Source organism: Streptomyces sp. NPDC093600 (genome assembly GCF_044764755.1).
In the GTDB taxonomy this organism is placed as follows: Bacteria; Actinomycetota; Actinomycetes; order Streptomycetales; family Streptomycetaceae; genus Streptomyces.
In genome coordinates this window covers 653439-678496 of the sequence record NZ_JBIWIU010000001.1, presented here as the reverse complement: position 1 = coordinate 678496, position 25058 = coordinate 653439, and the positions used below count along the sequence as shown (strand labels likewise).

At 72.5% G+C, this 25058-nt stretch carries 27 protein-coding genes; 18 read left to right on the top strand and 9 right to left on the bottom strand.

Translation table 11 applies throughout. From position 1 onward, the window contains the following. The first annotated feature begins 195 nt into the window (after positions 1–195). Genes ACIRB4_RS03385 through ACIRB4_RS03360 form a run of 6 tightly spaced genes read left to right on the top strand, consistent with a single transcriptional unit; the run spans position 196 to position 4000 of the window. The gene (locus ACIRB4_RS03385) at positions 196–747 is read left to right on the top strand and encodes a thiamine pyrophosphate-binding protein (RefSeq protein WP_403288136.1); all 552 of its coding nucleotides are present in this window, start codon (positions 196–198) and stop codon (positions 745–747) included. 2 nt (positions 748–749) lie between these two features. Beyond that, positions 750–1298 carry a thiamine pyrophosphate-dependent enzyme gene (locus ACIRB4_RS03380; protein ID WP_403288135.1) on the top strand — a complete coding sequence of 183 codons (549 nt, stop codon included), beginning with the start codon at positions 750–752 and terminating at the stop codon, positions 1296–1298. A gap of 23 nt (positions 1299–1321) precedes the next feature. After that, positions 1322–1600 carry an acyl carrier protein gene (locus ACIRB4_RS03375; RefSeq protein WP_403288134.1) on the top strand — a complete coding sequence of 93 codons (279 nt, stop codon included), beginning with the start codon at positions 1322–1324 and terminating at the stop codon, positions 1598–1600. Between the two features lie 44 nt (positions 1601–1644). Next, positions 1645–2673, top strand: coding sequence for a FomB family phosphonate monophosphate kinase (locus tag ACIRB4_RS03370; protein ID WP_403288664.1), 1029 nt, complete (start codon positions 1645–1647; stop codon positions 2671–2673). Further along, positions 2670–3521, top strand: coding sequence for an EamA family transporter (locus tag ACIRB4_RS03365; protein WP_403288133.1), 852 nt, complete (start codon positions 2670–2672; stop codon positions 3519–3521). Before ACIRB4_RS03370 ends, ACIRB4_RS03365 begins: the two co-directional genes overlap by 4 nt. Positions 3522–3535: 14 nt before the next feature. After that, positions 3536–4000 (top strand): CYTH domain-containing protein, encoded by a 465-nt coding sequence (locus tag ACIRB4_RS03360; RefSeq protein WP_403288132.1) that lies wholly within the window; start codon positions 3536–3538, stop codon positions 3998–4000. Positions 4001–4088: 88 nt separating this feature from the next. Here ACIRB4_RS03360 and ACIRB4_RS03355 read toward each other — a convergent pair whose 3' ends face one another. Then, positions 4089–4478, bottom strand: coding sequence for a rodlin (locus ACIRB4_RS03355; protein WP_403288131.1), 390 nt, complete (start codon positions 4476–4478; stop codon positions 4089–4091). Positions 4479–4755: 277 nt separating this feature from the next. Between ACIRB4_RS03355 and ACIRB4_RS03350 the strand changes: the two genes are divergently transcribed. After that, complete coding sequence (locus ACIRB4_RS03350; protein ID WP_403288130.1) at positions 4756–7995, top strand: tetratricopeptide repeat protein; 3240 nt, start codon at positions 4756–4758, stop codon at positions 7993–7995. A gap of 65 nt (positions 7996–8060) precedes the next feature. Here the strand turns inward: ACIRB4_RS03350 and ACIRB4_RS03345 are convergent, their stop codons facing one another. Next, positions 8061–8291: a hypothetical protein gene (locus ACIRB4_RS03345; protein WP_403288128.1), complete on the bottom strand. Its 231-nt coding sequence runs from the start codon at positions 8289–8291 to the stop codon at positions 8061–8063. Between the two features lies 1 nt (position 8292). Continuing rightward, entirely contained in the window at positions 8293–9174 is an 882-nt protein-coding gene (gene mca, locus ACIRB4_RS03340) for a mycothiol conjugate amidase Mca (protein ID WP_403288126.1), read from the bottom strand. 98 nt (positions 9175–9272) lie between these two features. Here mca and ACIRB4_RS03335 point away from each other — a divergent pair, with 98 nt between their 5' ends. Both ACIRB4_RS03335 and greA read left to right on the top strand, forming a co-directional pair. Next, a complete protein-coding gene (locus ACIRB4_RS03335) occupies positions 9273–9674 on the top strand; it encodes a DUF4307 domain-containing protein (protein ID WP_403288125.1) in 402 nt (133 codons plus the stop codon). Positions 9675–9861: 187 nt separating this feature from the next. Further along, positions 9862–10359 carry a transcription elongation factor GreA gene (gene greA, locus ACIRB4_RS03330; RefSeq protein WP_403288124.1) on the top strand — a complete coding sequence of 166 codons (498 nt, stop codon included), beginning with the start codon at positions 9862–9864 and terminating at the stop codon, positions 10357–10359. Between the two features lie 62 nt (positions 10360–10421). Here greA and ACIRB4_RS03325 read toward each other — a convergent pair whose 3' ends face one another. The 3 genes from ACIRB4_RS03325 to ilvA form a co-directional block, all read right to left on the bottom strand. Then, the gene (locus tag ACIRB4_RS03325; RefSeq protein WP_403288123.1) at positions 10422–11279 is read right to left on the bottom strand and encodes an ABC transporter permease; all 858 of its coding nucleotides are present in this window, start codon (positions 11277–11279) and stop codon (positions 10422–10424) included. Beyond that, positions 11276–12307, bottom strand: coding sequence for an ATP-binding cassette domain-containing protein (locus ACIRB4_RS03320; protein ID WP_403288122.1), 1032 nt, complete (start codon positions 12305–12307; stop codon positions 11276–11278). The genes ACIRB4_RS03325 and ACIRB4_RS03320 overlap by 4 nt, the downstream gene beginning before the upstream one ends. A gap of 214 nt (positions 12308–12521) precedes the next feature. Next, complete coding sequence (gene ilvA / locus ACIRB4_RS03315) at positions 12522–13751, bottom strand: threonine ammonia-lyase (RefSeq protein ID WP_403288121.1); 1230 nt, start codon at positions 13749–13751, stop codon at positions 12522–12524. Between the two features lie 147 nt (positions 13752–13898). On the opposite strand from ilvA, the gene ACIRB4_RS03310 reads away from it, so the two are divergent. Genes ACIRB4_RS03310 through ACIRB4_RS03295 form a run of 4 tightly spaced genes read left to right on the top strand, consistent with a single transcriptional unit; the run spans position 13899 to position 15419 of the window. Next, positions 13899–14414: a MarR family winged helix-turn-helix transcriptional regulator gene (locus tag ACIRB4_RS03310; protein WP_403288119.1), complete on the top strand. Its 516-nt coding sequence runs from the start codon at positions 13899–13901 to the stop codon at positions 14412–14414. A 31-nt stretch (positions 14415–14445) separates the two neighbouring features. Next, positions 14446–14925, top strand: a complete 480-nt coding sequence (locus tag ACIRB4_RS03305; protein ID WP_403288118.1) for a sigma factor-like helix-turn-helix DNA-binding protein — start codon at positions 14446–14448, stop codon at positions 14923–14925. Next, positions 14922–15173, top strand: a complete 252-nt coding sequence (locus ACIRB4_RS03300; protein WP_403288117.1) for a hypothetical protein — start codon at positions 14922–14924, stop codon at positions 15171–15173. The genes ACIRB4_RS03305 and ACIRB4_RS03300 overlap by 4 nt, the downstream gene beginning before the upstream one ends. A gap of 54 nt (positions 15174–15227) precedes the next feature. Continuing rightward, positions 15228–15419 carry a DUF1059 domain-containing protein gene (locus tag ACIRB4_RS03295; protein ID WP_403288116.1) on the top strand — a complete coding sequence of 64 codons (192 nt, stop codon included), beginning with the start codon at positions 15228–15230 and terminating at the stop codon, positions 15417–15419. Positions 15420–15512: 93 nt separating this feature from the next. Here the strand turns inward: ACIRB4_RS03295 and ACIRB4_RS03290 are convergent, their stop codons facing one another. Next, entirely contained in the window at positions 15513–16667 is a 1155-nt protein-coding gene (locus ACIRB4_RS03290) for a cystathionine gamma-synthase (protein WP_403288115.1), read from the bottom strand. Positions 16668–16751: 84 nt separating this feature from the next. On the opposite strand from ACIRB4_RS03290, the gene ACIRB4_RS03285 reads away from it, so the two are divergent. The 5 genes from ACIRB4_RS03285 to ACIRB4_RS03265 all read left to right on the top strand — a co-directional run bounded on the left by ACIRB4_RS03285 (position 16752) and on the right by ACIRB4_RS03265 (position 23490). Further along, the gene (locus ACIRB4_RS03285) at positions 16752–17861 is read left to right on the top strand and encodes a hypothetical protein (RefSeq protein ID WP_403288114.1); all 1110 of its coding nucleotides are present in this window, start codon (positions 16752–16754) and stop codon (positions 17859–17861) included. Positions 17862–18012: 151 nt separating this feature from the next. After that, entirely contained in the window at positions 18013–19602 is a 1590-nt protein-coding gene (locus ACIRB4_RS03280) for a M48 family metalloprotease (RefSeq protein ID WP_403288112.1), read from the top strand. A 32-nt stretch (positions 19603–19634) separates the two neighbouring features. Next, positions 19635–20753, top strand: a complete 1119-nt coding sequence (locus ACIRB4_RS03275) for a hypothetical protein (protein WP_403288662.1) — start codon at positions 19635–19637, stop codon at positions 20751–20753. Between the two features lie 93 nt (positions 20754–20846). Beyond that, positions 20847–21506: a peptide-methionine (S)-S-oxide reductase MsrA gene (msrA, locus tag ACIRB4_RS03270; protein WP_403288111.1), complete on the top strand. Its 660-nt coding sequence runs from the start codon at positions 20847–20849 to the stop codon at positions 21504–21506. Between the two features lie 268 nt (positions 21507–21774). Continuing rightward, a complete protein-coding gene (locus tag ACIRB4_RS03265; RefSeq protein WP_403288110.1) occupies positions 21775–23490 on the top strand; it encodes an ABC-F family ATP-binding cassette domain-containing protein in 1716 nt (571 codons plus the stop codon). Here ACIRB4_RS03265 and ACIRB4_RS03260 read toward each other — a convergent pair. Further along, on the bottom strand, positions 23473–23841 hold the full coding sequence (locus ACIRB4_RS03260; protein ID WP_403288109.1) for a DUF1330 domain-containing protein: 369 nt from the start codon (positions 23839–23841) through the stop codon (positions 23473–23475). The genes ACIRB4_RS03265 and ACIRB4_RS03260 overlap by 18 nt on opposite strands. 109 nt (positions 23842–23950) lie before the next feature. Continuing rightward, positions 23951–24994, bottom strand: coding sequence for an NAD(P)-dependent alcohol dehydrogenase (locus ACIRB4_RS03255; protein WP_403288108.1), 1044 nt, complete (start codon positions 24992–24994; stop codon positions 23951–23953). Positions 24995–25058: the final 64 nt, after the last annotated feature.

Genomic DNA, 25058 nt, shown 5'->3' with positions numbered 1-25058 from the left:
GGCCCTTGCCGGGGGGGGGCGGGCGCGGGGGGGGGGGCGGGGGGGGGGGGGGCCGGGGCGCCGCCCCCCCCCCCCCCCCCCCCCCCCCCCCCCCGCCGGGGGGGGGGGGGGGGGCCGCCCCCCCCCCCCGCCCCCCCCCCCCCCACCCCTCCGATCGCGTGACACCCCGCACTCCGGAAGAGAGTTCCCCTCCCCATGACCCACGCCCAGACCCTCACCGCATCCCCGCCGGCCGCCACCGCGGGCCGCGAGACCGCCGCGGAGACACTCGTCCGAGCCTTCGTGGACCACGGGTTCACCCACTTCACCGGTGTCCCCTGCTCGCTCCTCAAGGGCGTCTTCCGGGTGCTGGAGTCCGGGGCCGGACCCGTCGAGGGAGTCGCCTACCTGCCCGCGCCCCGCGAGGACTCGGCGCTCGGCGTCGCCTCGGGCCTCTCGGCGGCCGGCGCCAAGCCCGTCGTCCTCATGCAGAACTCGGGCCTGGGCTACTGCCTGAACGTTCTCACCTCGCTCAACCTCATCTACGACCTGCACGTCCCGCTGATCGTCAGCTGGCGTGGCCACGACGGGAACGACGCGGTCGAGCACGACATCATCGGCCGCGAACTGCTCAACCTGCTGGACGTGTTCGGCCTGCGCCACACCGTCTTCGACCCGAACGACCCCTACGCCTCCGTCGAGCGCTGCCTGGCGGCCGCCGAGGACGGACGTACCACTCCCGTCCTCATCGTCAAGGAAGGCATCTGAACGTGTTCGGCATCCAGGACGCGATCCGCGCGATCACCGAGAAGTTCCCCACCTCCCTGTACGTGTCCACCTGCGGGTTCATCACCCGCGACCTCTACAACACCGTCGACCGGCCCGAGAACTTCTACCTGGTCGGGTCCATGGGAATGGCCGCCCCCGTCGGCCTCGGCGTGGCGCTGGCCCGGCCGGACCGCCATGTCGTCGTCCTCGACGGCGACGGTTCCTTCGCCATGAACCCCGGCGCGCTGCCGATGATCGCCGAACACGCGCCCGACCTGGTGCACATCGTCCTCGACAACGGCGTGCACGAGAGCACCGGCGGCCAGCGGCCGGTGCGTATCGCCGACCCGGCCGGCATGGCGCTCGCCGCCGGCTACCCCGCCGCGCACACCGTCTCGTCGGCCGAGGAGCTCGCCGCCGTACACCCCGAGCCGGGCGTCCTCTCCCTGCTGCACATCGAGTGCGCCCCGCGCGGCGCGCACGCCGGCAAGCGCGTGGAGTGGACCCCCCAGCAGCTGGTCGAGCGCTTCCGCGCCGCCGCGACCGCCTGACACCCCTCCCCACGGATAGGAGCATGCGCACCATGGAAGACACCGCCGTGACCACGTCCGGGCCGGCGGAGCGGGTCCGGAAGGTCCTGCTCTCGGTCCTGGGCGGCTCCGTCGACGCCTCCCTCGTCGGCCCCGGCACCGACCTGTGGGAGGCGGGCATGGACTCGCTGCTGAGCGTGAGTCTGCTGGTCGCCCTGGAGGACGAGTTCGACATCGAGTTCCCCGACGACCTGCTCACCCGCGAGACCTTCTCCTCGGTGGACCGGATCACCGCCGCCGTCGGCACCCTGGTGGCGGAGTGACCGGCACCGCGACCGGCACCGGCCCGGTCGCCGGCCCCGCCGGCCTGGGCGCGCTGCCGGTCCGCTCCTCCAGGCTCGTGGACCTCAATCTGCTCACGGTACGGATCTCCAGCAACCTCGAGCACTTCGACGCCTACGCGTACTTCTCCCGCGACGCGCCCGCCGGAACCGCGCCGGACCACGAACTCGTCTGCGTCGACCTGGACCGGGACCCGTACGACACGGAGGTGCTGCGCGCGCTGAGCGACCGCACTCTGCGGGCCAAGCGCTTCCGCTCCGGCTACTACCTCAACCACATCTTCGGCGACCCGGCGTACCTCGTCACCGAGCCGGGGCGCTCGTACGTCTTCGGCCGGCGCCTGGAGCGCACGGTCTGGCCGTACTTCGTCAAGCGGATCCTCACCGACTTCGCCGTCGACCACGGGTATCTGCATCTGAAGGCGGGCGGTTTCACCTTCGACGACGGCGGCGCCACGCTCCTGGTCGGCCCCAACGCCGGAGGCAAGACGGTGTTCCTCACCCAGGCCTGCCTGGACGGGGCGCGGTTCCTGACCAACACGCACGTCCTGGTGCGCGACGGGGAGGCGCACGCGGTGCCCTCCGCGGTACGGGTCCGGCGGGCCCCGCAGTTCGAGGAGCTCATCGACGGGCACGGGCTGACCCCGCATCTGGAGAGCGGGGACTTCGTGGCCGCGCCGGAGCTCCTGTTCCCCGGTGAGCCCGCGGACCGGGGGCTCGTCCGCAACATCGTGATCACCGACTTCTCGCCCGAGCGCCCCCGCGGGTTCGAGAGGATCACCGCGGAGCAGGCGGGTCTTTTCCTGGGGCTGTTCGCGGACGGAGTCGTCAACTACGGCCTGAAGGACGACCTGCTGGCCCACCACGGCGGCGACCTGGACGCGTTCACCGGCTCCCTCGCCGCGATGCGGGACCAGCTGACCGCCCTGGTCGAGGGCGCCCGCTGCTACCGGGCCAACGCCGACATGCTCGACGCGTCCGTCCGTGGGGCGGTGCTGGCGGAGCTGGCCTCGGGCGGCGGGCCGCACACCGCGGCGAACCCGGTGGGGCCGTGACCCCGCTCGTCGTCGGAGTGGTGCTGTTCGCCGCGGTGACCCACGCGAGCTGGAACGCGATCACCCATCGCATCAAGGACGAGCTGGCCTGCCTCAGCCTGGTCGGAGCCGGACGCACCCTGTGCGGCGCCGTCCTGGCGTGCCTGGTGCCGCTCCCCGCACCGGCCGCCTGGCCGTACCTCATCGCCTCGATCCTGCTGCACATCGGTTACCAGGTGGCGCTGATGCGCTCCTTCCGGCTGGGCGACTTCGGCCAGGTGTACCCGATCGCACGGGGGGTCGCGCCCCTGCTGGTCACCCTGTTCGCCGTCTTCGCGCTGGGCGAGCACCTGGGAGGAGCGACCGCGGCCGGCGTGGCCGCCGCGACGGCCGGGATCGTCGGTCTGGCGCTGTGGGGCGTCCGCGACCGGACGGGCCGGCCCAGCGGTCCGGCCGTGGCGATGTCCGCGGCCACGGGCCTCATGATCGCCGTGTACACGGTCGTGGACGGCCTCGGGGTCCGCGAGGCCGGCGCGGCCCTCGGCTACATCGCCTGGCTGATGGTCCTCGACGGCCTGGCGATCCCCGCGTACGCGGCGGTGACACAGCGCGGCGCCCTGCTCCCGAGGCTGCGCCCGGTGCTCCTGCCGGGCCTCGCCGGGGGCGTGCTCTCGGTCCTCTCGTACGGCCTGGTGCTCTGGGCGCAGACCCGGGCGCCGCTCGCGCCCGTCGCCGTGCTCCGCGAGTTCAGTGTGATCGCCGGAGCCGCGATCGCCGCGTTCCTCTTCAAGGAGCGCTTCGGCGGCGCGCGCATCGCCGCCGCGACCCTGATGGTCACGGGCATCGCGCTGATGCTCGGCACCACATGAAGGAGCCTTGGACGATGCCTACGGAGACCGAGCGCAAGTACCTCGTTCGCGCGGACGACCCCCGGTGGCGCGACCTGGTCCGCGCCACGCACACGCTGCGCCAGGGCTACCTCTCCACGGACCCGGCCCGCGAGGTGCGGGTCCGGGTCGTCGACGACACCGCTGCCTTCCTGACGGTCAAGGGCCGCCGGTCGGGCCCGGCCCGCGCCGAGTACGAGTACCCCGTCCCCGTGGCGGACGCGCTGGAGCTCCTCGCCCTCTGCGGCGGTCGGGTGCTCGCGAAACAACGGCACTCACTCCCGGACGGCTGGGTCGTCGACGAGTACACGGACGCCCACGCGGGCCTCACGGTGGCCGAGATCGAGTGGACGGGCGACCCGGACTCGCCTCCGCCCACGCCGCCCTGGGCGGGCCGGGACATCACCGGCGACCGGGCCTACTCCAACGCGTCCCTCGCCGCCGGCCGGCACCGGAGTTGAGTGCGCGCGGGTCGCCCGACACGGCGAGCGGCCCCGCCCCTCGCAGCGGATCTGCGAGGGGCGGGGCCGCTCAGCGGCGAAGTGGACGTCAGGAGGCGTCGGTGTTCGCGTTCTCGGACAGGACGTCGATGAGGTCCGACAGCGGGTTGTTGTTCTGCCCCTGCACCGAGTTCTGGGTGCACGTCATGTTCTGCTTCGGGCTCAGGACGTCGTCCACGTTGATGGGAACGAGGTTGATGACCGGGACCTGAGCAGTGATGTCCTGGACATCGAAGCAGTGCAGGACGCCACCGTTGACGAGGCCGAAGTTGGGGCTCATGTAGCCGCCGGTGGCGTTGCTGCCGATGGCCTGCTTCGACTGGTTGCCGATGATGTTGGCGCTGTTGGCACCGTCGTCACCCGCCGCGGACGCCGTGGCAGCCGACATACCGACGACGGAGGCCGCAACTGCCGCAGTGGCAAGAACCTTCTTGATCACGAGATTTCCTTCTTGAGCTGGAGGGCCCTGGAATGCTCCGTTACCGAAGCGTCCTGATCAACTGCGGGAATGTGGATTGGTTCCGGCGGCTCACCCGGACGCGCTATTCGGCAGATGAACGCCATCGGACGTGAGGTCGACGGTCACCCGTTCGGTCCGGGCCGTTCCCGTGGGCGGGCCTGGTCGGGGCGCGGTCGTCGGTCCCGCTCCCTCGCGTCGGCGGGCCTTGCGCAGGACACTTGTTCCCGGCAGTTGGGGCTTGTGGAGGGGGACGCACATGCGGGACAGCCACCGGGACGAGGCCGAGGGGTTGTTGGCACGGCTCGTGGAGGAGGAGGTGCGGCGCTCCGGCGGCCGCTCCGACTCCACGGCGCTGCTGGCGCGCGGCCGGGCCGCGCTGGACACGATGGCGGCGACCGCCGCCGAGGAGTACGCGGCCTATCTGCGGGCGGTGGAGGAGGCGGAGGCCGGCCGGCGGTCGCTGTCCGAGGCGTTCAGCGGGCCGGCGGTGGGCACCCCGGCGCTGGTCACCGCCGTGGCGGCGGCCGCCGCGATCGGCGCGGACCTGGCGCTGGGCACGGCGGCGGGTACGGCGCTGGGCGCCGGTGCCGTCGTGGCGGTGGCGGGTGCGGCGGCGACCGTCCTGAAGGTGACCGCCTCCCACTGGCCGGCCGCGCACCGCAGGGCCGGCGCGCTGAGCCGGCCGGGCGGGCCGGAGCAGCTTCGGCTGCGGTGGCTGACGGCTCTGGAGGTACGGGGCGTGCGACCGTTCCTGGACCAGCAGCGGGTCCTGCTCGCGGGCGCGAAGGAGCCGCCGCGGAAGGTGGTGGCCCAGTTGCGCGGCGTGGACCGCAGCGCGGCGGCCCGGCGCCGGACCGTACTGGAGCAGTCCTTCGGTCATCTCCCCGATCCAGCCGGGCCGTTCGCGGGGCGGCGGGCCGAACTGGCGCGGATCACCCGGTGGGTTCAGGCCGGGCGGGCGTCGACGGCGACCCGGCCGACGGTCGTGGTGCTGCACGGCGATCCCGGCGCCGGGCGCACGACGCTCGCCGTACGGGCGGCGCATGCGCTGAAGGACCACTTCCGCGGGGCGTGCGTGGTGGATCTGCGGGGTGGCGGGACACGGGGCGAGAAGCCGCTGTCGACGCGTGAGGCGCTGCTGCACCTGCTGAACCGGCTGGGCGCGCCGCGCGAGCAGCTGCTGTTCCGGGAGCGGTCGTCGCCGGAGCAGCAGGTTCGCCGCCTGGCGGAGTTGTACCACCAGCATCTGACGGGGCTGCCGGTGACGGTGGTGCTCGACGACGCGGTGGACGCGGAGCAGGTGCGGACGCTGCTGCCGGAGCGCTCGGACAGTCTGGTCCTGGTCACCTGCCGGGAGCCGCTGGACCTGGGGGCCGACGTGCCGGCAGCCGTGCACCAGCTGCCGGTGACCGCCCTGGACGCGGCGGGCGCGGAGGAGCTGCTGCGGGAGGCGGCGGAGGCGCCCGACCCGGGGCCGTACGACTCCGACGCCTTCGACCGGATCCGGGAGCTGTGCGGCGGGCTTCCGCTGGCGCTGCGGGTGGCGGGCTCGCTGCTCGGGCGCCGTTCGATGAGCGATCTGGCGGGTCTGCTGGCCGAGGCCGGGAGCTCCGATCCCCTCGAACGGGCCTTGTCCGTACGGTACTCCGCCGATCTCGACGAGGACGGGCGGCGGCTGCTGCGCCGGCTCTCGCTGGCCGGGCGGGCCTCCCTGGGGGCGGCGGCGGCCGCCGCGCTGCTCGGCGGGAAGGGGCAGGACGGGGCCCGGCTGCTGCGGGAGCTGTCGCGGGCCGGTCTCCTGGACCATGTCCGCGGGGGTCCCGCCACGGCGCAGGGCGGGGGCAGGGAGCGGTACCGGCTGCACGACTCCGTGCGCGGTTTCGCCGCCGTCCGGCTGGCCGAGGAGGAGGACGCGGCGGAGGTCGCGGCGGCGCAGGAGCGGCTGATCCGGAACTACGCGGAGCTGGCGGACGCGGTGATCCGGATGGTCGACGGGAAGATGTCGACACGCGCCGACCGGTTCGGCGGGCACGGCTTCGGTTCGCTGGACGCGGCCCTGCGCTGGCTGGACGAGGAGTCGAGCTTCATCACGGCGGCGCTGCGGCACGCCGAGGGCGTCGATCAGCAGGCCGTACTGAATCTGCTCGGCGCGCTCTGCGACTACTGCCTGTTGCGCGGGGACCTGTACCGGCTCGGGGAGATCAACGAGCTGACCGACGCCGTCGGGCAGGGATTGCTGTCCCGGTCCGTGCAGTGGCGGACCGGTATCGCGGCCCGGCAGCTCGGTGAGCTGGACAAGGCGCGCACCACGCTGACGTCGGTGGTCTCCCTCTATCAGGAGGCGCATCAGGACGCGGGTGCGGCGCTCGCGCTCTGCTCGCTCGGGATCACCCTGCACCACCAGGGCAATCTGCCGGAGGCGTCGGCGAGGCTGCGCGAGGCCCTCGTGCTGCAGGAACCGGAGCCGCTGGCCGCCGACCGGGGCTGGACGCTGCACGCCCTCGCGGCGGTGGAGCGGGACCGGGGCCGGCTGGCGGAGGCGCTGTCCCTGCTGGACCGTGCGCTCGCGCTGCACCGGGAGAACGAGTCGCTGCACGGCGAGGCGTGGGCGCATTTCCAGCTCGGGCAGGTCCGTCTGCGCATGGGCGACGCGCGGGGCGCGGAGACGGCGCTGCGGCAGGCCCTCGACCAGTACGGACGCACCCACGACGGGCGGGGGCAGGCGTGGGCGATGACCCAGCTGGCGCGCGCCCGGCTCGTCGAGGGGGACGCCGCCGCGGTCGACGGGCTGCGCGAGGCGCTCTCCCGCCACCGGGAGCAGGAGGACGCCCGGGGTGAGGCGTGGACGCTGTACTACCTGGGGCACGCGCTGGAGGAGTCCGGCGATCTGGACCAGGCGGTGCGGGAGCTGGAGCGGGCGCGCACGATGTTCTCGCGGATGCGGGACGTGTACGGGCTGGCGTGCGCGCGGCACCACTCGGGCCGGGTGACCCGGGACCAGCGCGCGGCCCGGACCGGCAATCTGCGCAACTCCGGTTTCGCCCGGCAGCTGCTTGTCGACGCCCGGGCCGACTTCCACCGGATCGGGGTGGCCCACGGCGAGGCGTGGACCTGCCTGGAGCTGGCGATCGTCGACGCCGGGAACAACAGGGCCGCGCAGGCGCTGGAGCTGTGCGAGGAGGCGGCCCGGCTGTTCCTCTCGTACGACGACCGCCGGGGCGCGGACTGGGCGCGCTTCCTGCGCTGCACGCTGCTTCCGTACGCCTTCCCCGGCGGTGTGGAGGCCGGTACGGCGGCGGCGCGGGAGGAGCTGGCCCGGCTGGTCGAGGACCGGCACGCGACCCGCGACGGCAAGCTGGAGGACTGCGCGGAGGCGTACGGCCTGGTCCTGGAGCGGGGCGTCCGGTCGGCGGAGGGCTGGCAGGCCTGGGGCCTGGGCATGGTGCCGAACCGGCACGCCCGGGAGGTGATGGGGGTGCCGGTGGTGGCGACGTGACGGGGGCGCCCCCGAGCGGGCCCCGGGCGGTTCCGGGGCCTCGCGTCAGGGGTGCGACGGTCCCGCTACTCCCGCGTGGCGGCCTTCGCCGGCTTCGGTGCGGCGGCGGCCGGGTCCGGGGCCTCCTCGAAGGTGACCTTGCCCATGTGGCGGTTCATCGACTTCATCAGCATCCAGACGGCGGCGGCCATCACGGCGAAGACGACGAAGCCGAGGACGCCGGGGGTCACCTTGTTCTTGTCCAGCTCCTGGGCGGCCAGGGGGACAAGGTGGGTCAGTGCCAGGTGTGCGCTCATATCAGGCATTGTCGCGGATGCCCGCGAAGAGGTCGCTCTCGGGGAGGGAGGTATCGACCAGCGACTTGCTGAGCTCGTACTCCTCCGTCGGCCAGACCTCCTTCTGGATCTCCATGGGCACGCGGAACCAGCCGCCGTCCGGGTCGATCTGCGTGCGGTGGGCGACCAGGGCCTTGTCGCGGGTCTCGAAGAAGTCCGCGCAGGGCACGGAGGTGGTCAGCGTGCGCTCGGCGGGCTGGAACTCCTTCCAGCGCTCCAGCCACTCGCCGTACGGGGACTCCAGGCCCCGGTCGAGCAGCGCCTGGTGCAGGGCGAGCGTGCGGGGGCGGTTGAAGCCCTGGTTGTAGTAGAGCTTCTGCGGCTGGAAGGCCGGGCCGAACTCCGCCTCCGGGTACTTCTCGGTGTCCGCGGCGCCGTCGAAGGCGACCATCGTGATCTTGTGGGTCATGATGTGGTCGGGGTGGGGGTATCCGCCGTTCTCGTCGTAGGTCGTGATGACCTGGGGACGGAAGGAACGGATCTTGCGGACCAGCGCGCCGGCCGCCGTGTCGACGTCCTGCAGGGCGAAGCAGCCCTCGGGCAGCGGCGGCAGCGGGTCGCCCTCCGGCAGGCCGGAGTCGACGAAGCCCAGCCACTCCTGCTTCACGCCGAGGATCTCGCGGGCCTCGTCCATCTCCTTGCGGCGCACCTCGTGGATGTTCGCCTCGATGTAGGCGTCGCCCTGGAGCTTGGGGTTGAGGATGGAGCCGCGCTCGCCGCCCGTGCACGTGACCACAAGGACGTCCACCCCCTCGGACACATACTTGGCCATCGTCGCCGCGCCCTTGCTCGACTCGTCGTCGGGGTGGGCGTGAACGGCCATCAGTCGCAGCTGCTCAGTCAAGACTCGGTCCTCGGTGATTCGTCGCGGAGGGAGGTCTCTATAGTGACGGAACCGGGGGGCGGAAAATTCCGGGTGCCCGGGCGTCGAGAGGAAAGACCATGAGCGCGGTGCGAGAGCAGCTGCCCGAGGGGCGCTACGGCCGCTCCGCGGACGAGCGCGCCGACCGTACGCTGAAGGTCGCCGGCGCTGTTCTCGGTGTGCTCTTCCTCGGTCTGCTGGGCTGGTTCGGCTGGTACTACGTCGCCGACAACAAGATCAGCGCCGAGATGATCAAGTTCGACGTCGTCAGCGACAGCGAGGTCCAGGTGCATCTGGAGGTCCGCAAGGACACCGGCGTCCAGGGCGTCTGCACGCTGCGTTCGCGCGCCGAGGACGGGGCGGAGGTCGGCCGCAAGGACGTCCGCGTCGAGGAGGCGGGCGACCGGATCGACCGCGTCTGGACGATCCGCACCACCGCGCGCGCGACCAGCGCCGAGCTCGTCGGGTGTAGCGCCCGGTAGCAGTGGGTAGGGACTCCTCGGCGAGTCGGACCGCGTCCACCCGCTGACCTGGGGCGACGGCATCCTGTGGTTGAGGTCCTCCCCCTTTCCGCCACTAATTGTTAGGCTCGTGGTTTCGCCCACTCAGGAGGGAAATCCTTCCGGGTAGGGCGATGCTTTGTATTCCCAGTACCTACGAGGAGCACCTGTGACCCAGACCAGCGACAACGTCACCTGGCTCACCCAGGAGGCGTACAACCAGCTCAAGGCCGAGCTGGAGTACCTGTCTGGTCCCGCGCGAACCGAGATCGCCGCCAAGATCGCCGCGGCGCGCGAGGAGGGCGACCTGCGCGAGAACGGCGGGTATCACGCGGCCAAGGAGGAGCAGGGCAAGCAGGAGCTTCGGGTGCGCCAGCTCACCCAGCTCCTGGAGCACGCCAAGGTGGGCGAGGCTCAGGCCGACGAGGGTGTCGTCGCGCCCGGCATGGTCGTCACGATCGCCTTCGACGGTGACGAGGACGACACGATGACCTTCCTGCTCGCCTCCCGCGAGTACGCGAGCAGTGACATCGAGACGTACTCGCCGCAGTCGCCGCTCGGCGTGGGCGTCAACGGCAAGAAGGCCGGCGAGGACGCCGAGTACGAACTGCCGAACGGCAAGAAGGCCACGGTGAAGATCCTGAGCGCCAAGCCGTACACCGGCTGACGCCTTCTTCGAAGCGGAGGGCCGGACCCCACGGGGTCCGGCCCTCCGCTGTCCGCCCTGGTTCAGGCGGTCGCCGAGCGGTACTTCCGTACGGCGAGGGTGCGGAACACCAGGATGATCAGGACCGACCAGATGATCGAGGCCCACACCGGGTGCTGCATCGGCCACGCGTCCGGCGCGCGGTAGCCCGGTGGGAGGTTGCCGAAGAGTTCGCGGGCCGCCTGGACGGTGGCGCTGAACGGGTTCCACTCCGCGATGTGCCGTAGGAAGGTCGGCATGTTGTTCGACGGCACGAAGGCGTTGGAGATGAACGTCAGCGGGAAGAGCCAGATCAGGCCGCCGGACGTGGCCGCCTCCGGGGTCCGTACCGAGAGGCCGATCAGGGCGCCGATCCACGAGAAGGCGTAGCCGAGGAGGAGCAGGAGGGCGAAGCCTCCCAGGACCTTGCCCAGGTTCTCGTGCGTGCGCCAGCCCACCAGGAGTGCGACGACCGCGAGGACCACGATCGTGAGGGCGGTCTGCACCAGGTCGGCCAGGGTGCGGCCGGTCAGGACCGCGCCGCGCGCCATCGGCAGGGAGCGGAAGCGGTCGATGAGGCCCTTGTGCATGTCGTCGGCGATGCCCGCGCCCGCGCCGGCCGTGGCGAAGGTGACCGTCTGGGCGAAGATGCCCGCCATCAGGAACTCGCGGTAGGCGGCGGGCGAGGTGCTGCCGCCGACGCTGATCGAGCCGCCGAAGACATAGCTGAACAGCACCACGAACATGATCGGCTGGATCAGCCCGAAGATGATCATCTCGGGGATCCGGGTCATCCGGATCAGGTTGCGCTGCGCGACGACCAAGGAGTCGCTGATCGACTGGGCCACTCCGCCGCGCGGCCTCGGGCCCTTGAGCTGCGGGGTCTGCGTCACTGCGGTCACTTGGCCGCCTCCTTCCGGCTCTTGGCGCGGCCCTTGGCGTCCTGCGGCGCCTCGCCGTTCTCCTCTTCCGCCAGTTCGGCCGCGTGGCCGGTCAGGGAGATGAAGACGTCGTCGAGGGTGGGCCGCCGCAGTCCGATGTCGTCGATCTCGACGCCCCGGGTGTCGAGATCGCGGATGACCTCGGCGAGCAGCTTGGCGCCGCCGGTGACGGGGACGGTCAGCTTGCGGGTGTGTTCCTCGACCGCGACCTCGCCGTGGCCGATGCCGGCCAGGCCGTAGCGGGCGAGCACGTCGCGGGCGGGGCCGATCATCGCGCGTTCGTGGACGACGACCTCGACGCGCTCGCCGCCCGTCTGGGCCTTGAGCTGGTCGGAGGTGCCGCGCGCGATGACCTTGCCGTGGTCGACGACGCAGATGTCGTGGGCGAGGTGGTCGGCCTCCTCCAGATACTGGGTCGTCAGGAGCAGGGTCGTACCGCCCGCGACCAGCTCCTGGATGACTTCCCACAGCGCCTGCCGGTTGCGGGGGTCGAGGCCGGTGGTCGGCTCGTCCATGAACATCACCGGCGGTGAGACGACGAGGGCGGCGGCGAGGTCGAGGCGGCGGCGCATGCCGCCGGAGTAGGTCTTGGCGGGGCGGTCGGCCGCGTCGGCGAGGTTGAAGCGCTCCAGGAGTTCGCCCGCCCGGGCCTTCGCCCGCTTGGCGTTCATCTGGTAGAGCCGGCCCACCATCTGAAGGTTCTCACGTCCCGTCAGATACTCGTCGACGGCGGCGAACTGGCCGGAGAGGCCTATCGATCGGCGCACCTCGTTGGGGTGCTTGAGGACGTCGATTCCGGCGACGACCGCCCTTCCGCTGTCCGGCTGGAGCAGTGTCGTCAGGACGCGGACGGTGGTCGTCTTCCCCGCGCCGTTCGGGCCGAGCAGGCCCAGGACCGTGCCCTCGGGTACGTCGAGGTCCACTCCGTCCAGAGCTCGTACGTCGCCGAAGGTCTTCACCAGTCCTTCGGCGTAGATCGCGCCTGGCATGTGGTTTCTCCCAGGGATATGGGCGTTTCACGCGAGCTTAGGTTTGAAGGGCGGCTACCGCCCACTGAATTTGTGACCGCGACCACACGCTAACGCGATACATCGCGATACACAACCCCTGGGCGTACGAGCGGACGAAAAGGGCGCGGGAGACCTCTCCGGTCTCCCGCGCCACGCCGTTGCCTCTTCCGCCCGACGCCTGCGGCCGCCACCTCTAGCCGATCACCGTGTACCCCGCCTCCCGCAGCGCCGTCGCGACCTCCTCGCAGTGCTCCGGGCCCTTCGTCTCCAGGTGCAGCTCGACCTCCGCCTCCGTGAGCCCCAGCCGCGGATCGGTCCGCACATGGCTCACGTCCAGGACGTTCGCGTCGACCACCGTCAGCACGGCGAGCAACGTCGCCAGCGCCCCCGGCCGGTCCGTCACCCGCAGCCGCAGGCTCAGATAGCGGCCGCCCGCCGCCATGCCGTGGCGCAGGATCCGCTGCATCAGGAGCGGATCCACGTTCCCGCCGGACAGCACGGCCACCACCGGCCCCTGGAACGCCTTCGGGTCGCTCAGCAGCGCCGCCACCGGGCTCGCGCCCGCCGGTTCGACCACCAGCTTCGCCCGCTCCAGGCAGAGCAGCAGCGCCGTGGAGAGCGCGTCCTCCGAGACCGTACGGATCTCGTCGACGTACTCCTGGATGATCGCGAACGGTACGTCGCCGGGCCGCCCCACCTTGATGCCGTCCGCCATCGTCACCGGCGCGTCGATCGCGACCGGGTGCCCCGCGGCCAGCGAGGGCGGGTAGGCGGCCGCGCCCTCCGCCTGGACACCGATGACCTTCACATCGGGGCGCACCGACTTCACCGCGAGCCCGACGCCGGCCACCAGCCCGCCGCCGCCGACCCCGACCAGGATCGTGCGGACCTCCGGGCACTGCTCCAGGATCTCCAGGCCGACCGTGCCCTGGCCGGCGATGATGTCCGGGTGGTCGAAGGGGTGGATGAAGACCGCGCCGGTCTCCGCCGCGTACTGCTCCGCCGCCGCCAGCGTCTCGTCCACGACATGGCCGTGCAGCCGCACGTCGGCGCCGTACTCCCGGGTCGCGGCGACCTTCGGCAGCGGGGCCCCGACCGGCATGAAGACCGTCGCGTGGACGCCGAGGAGGGCGGAGGCGAGCGCGACGCCCTGCGCGTGGTTCCCCGCCGAGGCGGCGACCACCCCGGCCGCCCGCTGCTCGGGGCGCAGACCCGAGATCCGTACGTACGCCCCCCGCAGCTTGAACGAACCCGTGCGTTGGAGGTTCTCGCACTTGAAGTGGACCGGCGCCCCCACCAGCGAGGACAGATAGCGGCTGCCCTCCATCGCCGTCACCCTGGCCACCCCCGAGAGCATCTTCTGCGCCCCGCGCACATCGTCGAGGATCAGGGGATGCAAGGGGTGTGGCGTACGGAAGCTCATGACAGCAAGTCTCGCAGCTCACGGGCCCCATGGCCGCCCGGGGAGCGGGGCCGCATCGGGTTTGCGCAGCGCCGGTACGGACTCACGCCGCTCCGCGTACTCTGTCCCCCACCAACCGACCACCGCACGAGAGAGCCCCCCACAGCCATGCCCACATCTCAGGACATGACGACTGAGCTCGACCCCGGTCTCCTCGATGCCCTCCAGCACCAGGTGGCCGTCTTCGCCCGCCGGGCCGAACAGACCCGCCTCGGCGGCACCGGCCAGCTCCGCAACTCCATGGACCGCGCCGCGTACCTGCTCCTCAACCGGCTGGACCAGGAGGGCCCGATGGGCGTCAAGGCGCTCGCGGCGGGCATGGGCATCGACTCGTCCACCGTCACCCGCCAGGTCGCCCCGCTCGTCGACACGGGCCTGGTCAAACGCACCTCGCACCCGGAGGACGGGCGGGCGGTCGTGCTCCAGCTCTCCCCCCGCGGTCTGGCCCGCCTGGAGGAGGTCCGTTCCTCGCGCCGGCAGCTGATGGCCGAGGTGACGGAGGGCTGGACCCCGGCCGAGCGCGAGTCGTTCTGCACCCTGCTCACCCGTTTCAACTCGGCTCTGTCCGCCCGCCAGACGGGTCTTCCCGCCCACCCGGAAGCGGAGTCCTCCCCGACCTCTTGACCCGGGGCCCGGGCTGTCCTCATATGAGGACGTGCGAGATCGGCGGGACGGTCCGGGCGGTGAAGAGCGCCGCCGCACCCGGCAGTTCGAGGGATTCGTGGCGGGCGCGGCGGGGCGGCTGCTGCATGCGGCGACCCTGCTCACCGCCGAGACCCGGGCCCGCAACCCGCGCGCCCAGGCGCTGTTGACCGCCTCCCTCGCCCACACCTACGCCCACTGGGACCGGCTGCGGGGGGAGGATCCGTACGACGTCACCCGTGCCGACCTCGCCGCCCGCTTCGCCCGCGCCGCCTGGCGCCACCATCGCGCCCGGGGCGGCGGCATCCTCGCCGTACTCACTCCGCAGGAACGTCTCGTCGTCGTGCTGCGGCTGTACGAGGGGGTGGCCGAGGAACAGGCGGCGGCGCTCCTCGGACTGCCCGAGGAGCGGGTCCGGGCGATCTGCGCCCGCGCCGTCTCCGCCCTGAGCGACAGGCGGGCCGGCGCTCCGCCGAGGAAGGCGGCCTCATGATCCGGCCCGAGCGACCGGAGGACCGGGTCCGGCGCATGCTCGAATCCCCGCATCCGCAGGTCCCGCGCGACCTGGCGGCACGGGCGGTCGAGCGCGGCACCCGTCTGCTGCACCGGGGCCGGATGGTGCGCCGGATCCTGTGGGCGCTGCTGGCGGCGGCCGTGATCGCGTTCACGGTGTGGGCGTCGGTGGCGGAGCCGTGGGCGGTCCCGCCGGCCGGCACCACGCCGCCCCTCGAAGGCTGGTGACAGGGGGACTAGCGTGGAAGGTGCAACACGCGGTCCGACACCGAGGAGACCCTCATGACCAGGAAAGTCGCCGACTGCCGCAAGACGCCCAGCGTCATGAACTGCACGCTCACGATCATCGGTGAGGAAGAGGAAGTCGTACGGGCCGCGGCCGAGCACGCCGTCTCCGTGCACGGTCACACGGACAGCCCCGAGCTGCGCGCGATGGTCCGCGAATCGCTGGAGGACGAGAAGGTCCACGCCTGAGCCGTGACCGGGCGCCCCGACGGGAGCGCCCGGCCCGACGACGTACATGCAGGCGTACACAGGTCCGGAACGGCGTACGGACCGGCGTACCGACTAACCGAGCGCCTGGCGCAGGTCCGCGAGCAGGTCGTCGGCGTTCTCGATGCCCACGGAGAGGCGCACCAGGTCCGCCGGGACCTCCAGGGCCGAGCCGGCGACGCTGGCGTGCGTCATCCGGCCGGGGTGCTCGATCAGCGACTCGACGCCGCCCAGGGACTCGCCGAGCGTGAACAGCCGCGCCCGGTTGCAGACCTCGACGGCCGCCTCCTCGCCGCCCACCACCTGGAACGAGATCATTCCGCCGAACGCCCGCATCTGCTTCGCGGCGATCTCGTGGCCCGGGTGCTCCGGGAGACCCGGGTAGAGCACCTTGGTGACCTTGGGGTGCTGGGTGAGCATCTCGGCGATCTTGCCGGCGTTCTCGCTGTGCCGGTCCATCCGGACGGCGAGCGTCTTGATGCCGCGCAGCACGATCCACGAGTCGAACGGACCGGCGATCGCGCCCATCGCGTTCTGGTGGTACGCCAGCTCCTCGCCGAGCGCCTCGTCGGCCGTCACCAGCGCACCGCCGACGACGTCCGAGTGGCCGCCCATGTACTTGGTGAGCGAGTGCACCACGACGTCCGCGCCGAGGGCCAGCGGCTGCTGCAGATACGGGGAGGCGAAGGTGTTGTCGACGACCAGCTTCGCGCCGGCCGTGCGGGCCACGTCCGCGACCGCCGCGATGTCGGTGATGCCGAGCAGCGGGTTCGACGGGGTCTCGACCCAGATCACCTTCGTACGGTCGTTGACCGCTCCCCGCACCGAGGCGAGGTCGGAGGTGTCGGCGACCGAGAAGTCGACGCCCCAGCGCTCGACGACCTTGGCGAAGAGCCGGAAGGTGCCGCCGTAGGCGTCGTTGGGGATGACCACGTGGTCGCCGGGGGCCAGCAGCGTGCGCAGCAGGCAGTCCTCGGCGGCGAGCCCGGAGGCGAAGGCGAGGCCGCGGCGGCCGCCCTCCAGAGCCGCGAGGTTCTCCTCGAGGGCGGTACGGGTGGGGTTGGCGCTGCGGCTGTACTCGTAACCGCCGCGCAGCCCGCCCACGCCGTCCTGCTTGTAGGTGGACACCTGGTAGATGGGCGGGACGACCGCGCCGGTCAGCGGGTCGGCGGTGTTGCCCGCGTGGATCGCGCGGGTCTCGAAGCTCTGGTGGGAGTGCTGGTCGCTCATGAGTCAGGAGCGTAGTCCGGACAGCCGTCCGCCGCCGCCCACCGTCTCAGCCGGTGTCTCACGGGCGTACGGGACAATGGGCGCATGGAGATTCTCTGGTTCCTGCTCGCGATGGGCCTGCTGTTCGCGGTCGTCGCTCCGTACGTCCGCCGCCGTCGGGGCGGTGGCGGCATCCAGCAGGTCGCGCCCGGTTCGCCCGACGCCGCCGACCCGGAGGCGTACGGCTTCCTGCGCCAGGAGGAGCAGGACGTACGGATGCCGGGGCCGGACCGCGATCTGGTCGACGTCCTCGACGTGGTGCAGGCGACCCAGGACTGGCGGGCTGCCTCGCAGCTGCTCGCCGGCACGGACAAGGAGGGCGAGGTCCGCTGGCAGCGCGTCCAGGCGTTCGCGGGCGCGGCCTCCCTGGAGCTGCAGCAGCGGCCGGGAGCGGGCGGGGCGTGGCTGCGCGCCTGGCGCTCGGAGTCGCCCAAGGACGCGGGCGGCGCGGCGGTGCACGCCGAGTTCCTGGTGCAGCAGGCGTGGCGGTCCTCCGCGGCCGGCACGGACGACTTCCGGATCATCCTCGAAGAGGCCCGCAAGGTGAGCGAGGAGGCGGCGCTGCTGGCTCCGGGCGACCCCGTCCCGTACATCACGCAGCTCGCGGTCGCGCGGGGACTGGGCTACAGCCACGAGGAGTTCGACCAGGTCTGGGCGAAGATCATCGACCGGGCGCCGCATCACATGGGCGCGCATCTGGCGGCCCTGCACTACTGGTGCGAGAAGTGGCACGGCTCGCGCGAGGACGCCGACCGCTTCGCGACGGCGGCCGCGGCCCGCGCTCCGCGGGGCTCGCTGCTCGCCGCGCTGCCGCTGTTCGCGGTGTACGAGCATCTGCCCGAGGTGGCGCTGGTACGGGACTTCTACGGCTCCGCCGTGGTGAGCAGGGCGATCGAGGGCGCGCTGTACGCGGTCCACTCGGCCCGCCCCGACGACCCGATGCTCGCCCACGTCCGCCACCTCCTCGTCTTCTTCCTGGTCCGCGCGGAGCGCTGGTCCGAGGCGATGCACCAGCTGGTGCACGTGGACGGCCATGTCGGCGCCCTGCCGTGGACGATGAACGGCGACCCGGCGGCGGAGTACACCGTCTACCGCAACCTGGCGGTGGCGGGCTACGAGGCGAACGGCGGCAGCCCGGCGACGCTGCCGCGGTAGCCGTTCGACACCGTCCCGCCGGCCCTCCGTCCTCGTACGGTCACGGAGGTCGCTCCGGATCCCTGTGGACGGCATCGTGCCTGATGGGCGATACTCCGCTTCCCCCCACAGCTCAGCCGATCACACCTTTCCCGTGGGGGGACTCTGCCCGATGGGCGCTTCTCTGCGCGCTCTGCGCGCACTCGTACTGCTCGCCGGTTTCCATCTGCTCGGCGTGCTCATGCTCGCGCTGCTCGGCGCGATCGACTGGGCCGCCACGCTCTGGACGCCCGGCAGCGTCTACCTCAAGCTCTACGTCGTCACCGCGGTCCTGGCGATCCCGATCGTCCGCGGCATGTTCATGCTGCGGACGCCGAAGGACGAGGGCACCGCGGGCGTCCCCGTCAGCGAGTCCGACGAGCCGCGGCTGTGGCGGACCGTGCGGGAGCTGGCCGAGCGCGTCGGCACCCGGGCTCCCGACGAGATCCGGCTGACCGCCGACATGAACGCCGCCGTCAGCGAGGAGTCCCGCCTCCTCGGCCTGCTCGGCGGCAGGCGGCGCCTGTACCTCGGGCTGCCCCTGATGGCCGGGCTGAGCGAGGCCCAGCTGCGGGCCGTCCTCGCCCATGAGCTCGGGCACTACGGCAACGCCGACACCCGCCTCACCGGCATCACCGAGCGCGGTCGCGTCCAGGTCCTCCGGACCATCGCTCACTTCGAGGAGAAGGCCGGCGGCAAGGTCGCCAAGGAGCGGGCGCGGCAGGAGAGGAAGGCCGCGAAGCGCCTCGCCCGGGGCGAGGCGGCCAAGGAGGTCGACACGACCGGCGCGGGCATCACCTACCGCACGATGGCGAAGATCTACACCGCGTACGCGCACTTCTACATGCGGGCCACGCTGGCCGGTTCGCGCCGTCAGGAGCTCGCCGCCGACCTGGCGGCCGCCCGGATCGCCGGCCGGGACGCCACGGCGTCCGCGCTGCGCGAGATCCCCGTCCTGGACGCCGCGCACGGCTTCTACCTCAACGCGTACGCCACCCTGGGCGCCGAGTTCGGGATGCTGCCGCCGCGCGGTGAGGTGATCGGCGGCGTACGGCATCTGCTGGCCGCCCGGCGGGAGGAGCTGGACGAGCTGCGCCGCGAACTGCCGACCGAGCCCGCCTCGCCATACGACTCCCACCCGGCGATGGCCGAGCGGGTCGCCCGGATCGAGGCCCTGCCCGACGACGGGCGCGCCTCGGAGCCGGCCCTGCCCGCGCTCGGTCTGCTCGCCTCGGCCGAGGTCTCCCTGACGGCCGTCGAGGGCACCACCCTGACCCCGGAGGCGCTGCGGATGCGCCGCGTGGAGTGGCCGGACCTCGTCCACACGTCGATGACCGCGCACGCGGCCCGGCAGGCGGAGCCGCTGCTGAAGGCGACCGGCGAGGTCACGGGGAGCGCGTCGCTCCCGGCCCTGCTCGACGCGATCGACGCCGGCAAGGCCTGGCAGATCACCGACCGGCTGCCGAAGTCCGAGGAGGCCGCCTCCGCGACCGGCCGTGCCGCCCGCGAGTTCGCCCGGCCGGTGCTGCGCCAGGGGCTGTCGCGGCTGGTGACGACCGCTCTCACCGAGGACGGCCGGGCGCGCTGGCAGCTGTCCTGGGTGGAGTCGGCGACCCTGCGCCTCCCGCCCGGCTACGAGGACGAACTCCCGGAGGCCCTGGACGCGGCGGTCGCGGACCGCCCGGACACCGGCCCCCTCCGGCTCCTTCTGCACACCCCCTGAACCCGTCCCTCGAACCACTCACCGAGGTCGTCATTGTGATCATCCTCTGGGTCGTCCTGACCCCCCTCGTCCTGGGCGTGCTGGCCCTCGGGCTGTACTTCCTCAAGGCCATCGTCCAGGGCACCATCGAGGGCCTGCGCTCGGACCCGGAGGCCGAGGCCGCCGCCGAGGAGACGGCCGCGCGCGTCGCCGCGCTGGGGCTGCTCCCCGCCGAGCGCCAGAACACCGAACTCGCGGCGCCGCTGCGGCCGGCCCTCACGCTGGCCCTGGCGGCGGCCAAGGCCGGCGACTGGCAGCCCGCCGCCGATCTCCTCGACGAGACGGCGGAGAAGCGCGACTGGGAGCTCCGCGCGCACTTCTGCGAACGGCTGGCCGATCTGGCCGCCGACGACGACGCCTGGCTGCTGTCGTGGGAGGCCGCCAGCCCTGACGATCCGGCGGCGGCCCTGCTGCGGGCGCGCAGCACCGTGTTCCTGGCCTGGAACATACGGGGGGACAAGCGCGCGCGGTACACCACGCAGGAGCAGTTCGAGGGCTTCCGCCGCACCCTGCTCCGCTCACGCGACGAGCACGCGCGCGCCGTGGCCCTCGCACCGGACGACGACCCGGTTCCGCACGTCGGAGCCGTCTGGACGGCGATCGGTCTCGGCCTTCCGCACGAGGAGATGCGCCTCCTCTGGAAGGAGATCACCAGCCGCGCGCCGCACCACTACGAGGGCACCTTCTCGGCACTGCAGTACTGGTGCGCGAAGTGGCGCGGGTCCGAGGAACTCGCCCGGGCGTTCGCCGTACGGGCCGCGGCCGAGGCCCCGGCCGGGACGTTGATGTCGGTGTTCCCGCTGATCGCGCACTTCGAGCACGACGACTCCGACTCGGCCGACGTGGACCGCACCCCCGAGATGTTCGCGACGGTCGACGCGGTGCTCGCCGACGTGGCCTCCGCCGATCCGAACCACCCCCGGCTTCCGGAGGTGCGCCATCTGCTGGCGTACTACCTCTACCTCCAGGAGCGGTGGGACGAGGCGCTCGAACAGTTCCGCCACGTGGACGGCCACGCGGGCGCCTTCCTGCCCTGGCGCTACCGGGGCAACGCGGCGGAGGAGTTCTGCCGGATGCGGGACGAGTGCGTGGCCAACGGGTCGGGTTCCTGATCGCCGGAACCGCCGGGCGCCCCGGGGCCCGGCGGGGAATCCCTCCCGGGCCCCGGGTGTTGTGGGTAACGCCCACCGTCGAGGAGATGCCGCATGTTCCTGTCACGCACCCCCGTCCTCCCCACCCCCGAGCAGGCGCTCAAGGGGCGCCCGGAGCCCGAGTTCGCCGTGCCGGAGCGTCACACGGTCCTCGGCAACCCGCTGCTCGGGCCGTACCCCGAGGGTCTTGAGATCGCTGACTTCGGGCTCGGCTGCTTCTGGGGGGCCGAGCGCAAGTTCTGGCAGACCGAGGGCGTCTGGACGACCCTCGTCGGCTACCAGGGCGGTCTGACCCCGAACCCGGTCTACGAAGAGGTCTGCTCGGGCCTCACCGGCCACACCGAGGCCGTCCGGGTCGTCTTCGACCCGCGGATCGTCTCGTACGAGCGGCTGCTCAAGCTCTTCTGGGAGTCCCACGACCCGACCCAGGGCTTCCGCCAGGGCAACGACGTCGGCACCCAGTACCGCTCGGCGATCTACACCCACTCCCCCGCCCAGGCCGAGGCGGCCGAGTCCTCCCGCGCCGCGTACCAGAAGGTCCTGACCGGCTCCGGCCACGGCACCATCACCACCGAGATCCTCCCCGCCGAAGGCCGCGCCTTCTACCCGGCGGAGGCGTACCACCAGCAGTACCTGGACAAGAACCCGGCCGGCTACTGCGGCATCGGCGGTACGGGCGTCTCCTGCCCGATCGGCGTGGCGACGGCGGAGTAGTCCGCCCGCCCCAGCGGCGTGATCCCGGCCCCGGTGACGTTCCCGGGGCCGGGACCCCCGCCCGAGCGCGGCCGCCGGACGATATTCACCTCGTCGTCGTCCGGCCGGCCGCCTACACTCGAGCCCATGGGTGCGTACTACTTCTTTCTCTGATTCCGGCCGTGGACACGGCTCGACCCGCTGATCGCGTCGCACGGCGCGGCGGTGGCGGTCGCCGGTGTCCCCTTCCCGACCGGCCCGAAGGAACCCAGCTCTCAGGGAAAGAACCATGCGCGACCGCGCCCAGCTCACGCTCAGTCATGTCTCCAAGTCGTACGGGGACCGCTCCGTCCTCGACCAGGTCTCCCTCACCGTCCGCCCCGGCGAGAAGGCCGCCGTCATCGGGGAGAACGGCTCCGGCAAGTCCACCCTGCTCCGGCTGATCGCCGGTGCGGAGGCCCCCGACACCGGGCAGCTCACCGTCCGCTTCCCCTGCGGCACCGGCCATCTCGCCCAGACGCTCGCCGAGACGTTCGGCGTCGGCCCCGAGCAGACCGTGCGGGACACCGTCGACGCGGCCCTCGCCGATCTGCGCGCGATGGAGCGGGAGCTGCGCGCGGCCGAGGAGCTGCTCGGCTCCGCGACCCCCGCTGAACTCGCCGCCTACGGCGAGCTGTCGGCCCGGTACGAGGAGCGCGGCGGCTACCAGGCCGACGCCCGGGTCGGCGCCGCCCTGCACGGGCTCGGTCTCGGCCATGTGTCGTACGACCGCCGGATCGGCACGCTCTCCGGCGGTGAGCAGTCGAGGCTCGCCCTCGCCTGTGTGCTCGCCTCGGGGGCCGAGCTGCTGCTGCTCGACGAGCCGACGAACCATCTCGACCGGGCCGCCACCCGCTGGTTGGAGGAGCGGCTGCGGTCCCACCGGGGGACGGTGGTGGCGGTCACCCACGACCGGGCGTTCCTGGAGGGGATGGCGACGGCGATCCTGGAGGTCGACCGCGACACCCGCGCGGTCACCCGGTACGGCGACGGCTGGTCCGGCTACCGCGCGGCGAAGGCCGCTGCCCGCCACCGCCGGGCTCAGGAATACGAGGAGTGGCGGGAGGAGCTGGCCCGTACGGAGGAGCTGGTGGCCGCGGCCGAGCAGCGGCTCGCGGTCTCCGGCAGGGACCCCCGGCAGGGCTTCGGCAAGCACCGCCGCTCGCACGAGAACAAGCTGTCGGGGCAGGTCAGGGCGGCCCGCCAGCGGCTCGACCGACTGCGCCGGGAGCCGGTCCCGGCGCCGCCGGAGCCCTTGCGGTTCACGGCGAGGATCACCACGGCGCGGCCCGCCCCGGCGGTGACGGCCGACGCGGGACCGGGCACGACCGGCACCGGCCCGGGCCCGGCCGGCACCACCACCGGAACCGGCACCACCGGCACCACCACGCACCGTGTTCTCGCCGAGCTGTCCGACATCGTCGTCGGCGACCGGCTGCGTCTCGACCGGCTCCGGATCGGGGCGACGGACCGGCTTCTGGTCTCCGGTCCCAACGGCGCCGGGAAGACGACCCTGTTGCGTGTCCTCGCCGGTGACCTGGTGCCCGACAGCGGGACGGTCGCCCGGCAGGCCCGGGTCGGCTATCTGCCCCAGGAGCTGCCCGCCGTACCGTCCCGCGAGCCGCTGCTCACGGTGTACGCGGCGGGCCGCCCCGGCCCTCCCGAGGAGCACGCGGACGAACTGCTCGCCCTCGGGCTGTTCCGGGAGGAGGACCTGCGCGTACCGGTGGCCGCGCTCTCGGTGGGCCAGCGGCGCCGCCTCGAACTGGCCCGGCTGGTGACCCGGCCGGCCGATCTACTCGTCCTGGACGAGCCGACCAACCATGTGGCGCTCAGCCTGGTGGAGGACCTGGAGGCGGCGCTCGCCGTGTTCGAGGGCGCGGTGGTCGCGGTCTCCCACGACCGCCGCTTCCGCGCCGGTTTCGGCGGCGGGCGGCTCGACCTGCGCTCAGGCCGGGCCTCCTGAGGCGTCGGCCCGCGCTGCCCGCATCAGGGCCGCCGTCGCCGCCGGGTCGTAGTCGGGTCCGACGCCGTCGATCAGGAGGATGTCGCCGTCCATGTGCCGGGTCCGCAGCGGTATCAGCTCCTGGTAGGCGGCGGAGTCGTACCAGTCGCGGGCCTGGTCGAAGGACGGGAAGCCGATGATCACGAGCGCGCACGGCCACGCGCCCTCGCGGACCTCGCGCCTGGGCGCGCCGTGGACGAGGAAGCGGCCGCCGAAGGGGTCCAGCGTGGCCTGGATGCGCTCGATGTAGGTGAGGACCTCGTCGGCGGGGACGGGGCCGGGGCGCAGGTTTCCGATGGCGTAAGCGGTCATGACGCAAGAGTGCCGGGGCATGCCGTACGGGGTCGATTACCCCGCACGTCATGCCCCGGGGCTCAGGCGTTCAGCCGCTCAGGTGTTCAGGGCGCAGGGCCCTCACGGGTCAGATCGTCGACGCGTCGATCACGAAGCGGTAGCGCACGTCGCTCGCGAGCACCCGCTCGTACGCCTCGTTGATCTGGTCGGCGCGGATGACCTCGATCTCCGCGCCGAGGCCGTGCTCCGCGCAGAAGTCGAGCATCTCCTGGGTCTCGGCGATGCCGCCGATCATCGAGCCGGCCAGTGTCTTGCGGCCGCCGATGAGGGAGAAGAGGTTGAGGGCGATCGGCTCCTCGGGGGCGCCGACGTTGATGAGGGCGCCGTCCGTCCTGAGCAGGCTCAGATAGGCGCCGAAGTCCAGCGGGGCCGAGACCGTGGAGATGATCAGGTCGAAGGTGCCGGCGAGCATCTCGAAGGTCGCCGGGTCGCTGGTGGCGTGGTAGTGGTCGGCGCCGAGCTTGAGGCCGTCCTCCTGCTTCTTCAGCGACTGGCTGAGCACGGTCACCTCGGCGCCCAGCGCGTGGGCGATCTTGACGCCCATGTGGCCGAGGCCGCCGAGGCCGACGATCGCGACCTTCTTGCCGGGGCCGGCGTTCCAGTGGGCCAGCGGCGAGTAGAGGGTGATGCCGGCGCAGAGCAGCGGGGCGGCGACATCGAGGGAGAGGCCCTCCGGGATCCGCAGGACGTAGTTCTCGTCGACGACGATGTGGGTGGAGTAGCCGCCGTAGGTCGGCTCGCCGTTCTTGTCGAGCGCGTTGTACGTGCCGGTGCCGCCCTTGACGCAGTACTGCTCCAGGCCCTGGCGGCAGTACGCGCACTCCCGGCAGGAGTCGACGAAGCAGCCGACGCCCACCCGGTCGCCGACGGCGTACCTGCTCACCCCGGTGCCGACCTCGGTGACGATTCCGGCGATCTCGTGGCCCGGCACCATCGGGAAGATGCCCTCGCCCCAGCCGTCACGGGCCTGGTGGATGTCGGAGTGGCAGATACCGGCGTACTTGATCTCGATGAGGACGTCGTGCTCGCCGACCTGGCGGCGCGGCACGGTGGTGCGCTCCAGCGGGGCGTTGGCGGCGGGTGCGGCGTAAGCGGAAACGTTCGTGGTCATGGCGCCCAGCCTGCCCGAGCGGGCGAGATGTACCCAGGGCCCTGTTCTGCCTACGTCCAGCGTG

Bases quoted from the DNA above. Each gene is read 5' to 3' on its own strand.
- ACIRB4_RS03385 (WP_403288136.1), top strand. From the start codon at position 196: ATGACCCACGCCCAGACCCTCACCGCATCCCCGCCGGCCGCCACCGCG.
- ACIRB4_RS03375 (WP_403288134.1), top strand. From the start codon at position 1,322: ATGCGCACCATGGAAGACACCGCCGTGACCACGTCCGGGCCGGCGGAG.
- ACIRB4_RS03360 (WP_403288132.1), top strand. From the start codon at position 3,536: ATGCCTACGGAGACCGAGCGCAAGTACCTCGTTCGCGCGGACGACCCC.
- ACIRB4_RS03350 (WP_403288130.1), top strand. From the start codon at position 4,756: ATGCGGGACAGCCACCGGGACGAGGCCGAGGGGTTGTTGGCACGGCTC.
- ACIRB4_RS03345 (WP_403288128.1), bottom strand. From the start codon at position 8,291: ATGAGCGCACACCTGGCACTGACCCACCTTGTCCCCCTGGCCGCCCAG.
- ACIRB4_RS03335 (WP_403288125.1), top strand. From the start codon at position 9,273: ATGAGCGCGGTGCGAGAGCAGCTGCCCGAGGGGCGCTACGGCCGCTCC.
- ACIRB4_RS03320 (WP_403288122.1), bottom strand. From the start codon at position 12,307: ATGCCAGGCGCGATCTACGCCGAAGGACTGGTGAAGACCTTCGGCGAC.
- ilvA (WP_403288121.1), bottom strand. From the start codon at position 13,751: ATGAGCTTCCGTACGCCACACCCCTTGCATCCCCTGATCCTCGACGAT.
- ACIRB4_RS03310 (WP_403288119.1), top strand. From the start codon at position 13,899: ATGCCCACATCTCAGGACATGACGACTGAGCTCGACCCCGGTCTCCTC.
- ACIRB4_RS03300 (WP_403288117.1), top strand. From the start codon at position 14,922: ATGATCCGGCCCGAGCGACCGGAGGACCGGGTCCGGCGCATGCTCGAA.
- ACIRB4_RS03295 (WP_403288116.1), top strand. From the start codon at position 15,228: ATGACCAGGAAAGTCGCCGACTGCCGCAAGACGCCCAGCGTCATGAAC.
- ACIRB4_RS03290 (WP_403288115.1), bottom strand. From the start codon at position 16,667: ATGAGCGACCAGCACTCCCACCAGAGCTTCGAGACCCGCGCGATCCAC.
- ACIRB4_RS03285 (WP_403288114.1), top strand. From the start codon at position 16,752: ATGGAGATTCTCTGGTTCCTGCTCGCGATGGGCCTGCTGTTCGCGGTC.
- ACIRB4_RS03280 (WP_403288112.1), top strand. From the start codon at position 18,013: ATGGGCGCTTCTCTGCGCGCTCTGCGCGCACTCGTACTGCTCGCCGGT.
- msrA (WP_403288111.1), top strand. From the start codon at position 20,847: ATGTTCCTGTCACGCACCCCCGTCCTCCCCACCCCCGAGCAGGCGCTC.
- ACIRB4_RS03265 (WP_403288110.1), top strand. From the start codon at position 21,775: ATGCGCGACCGCGCCCAGCTCACGCTCAGTCATGTCTCCAAGTCGTAC.
- ACIRB4_RS03260 (WP_403288109.1), bottom strand. From the start codon at position 23,841: ATGACCGCTTACGCCATCGGAAACCTGCGCCCCGGCCCCGTCCCCGCC.
- ACIRB4_RS03255 (WP_403288108.1), bottom strand. From the start codon at position 24,994: ATGACCACGAACGTTTCCGCTTACGCCGCACCCGCCGCCAACGCCCCG.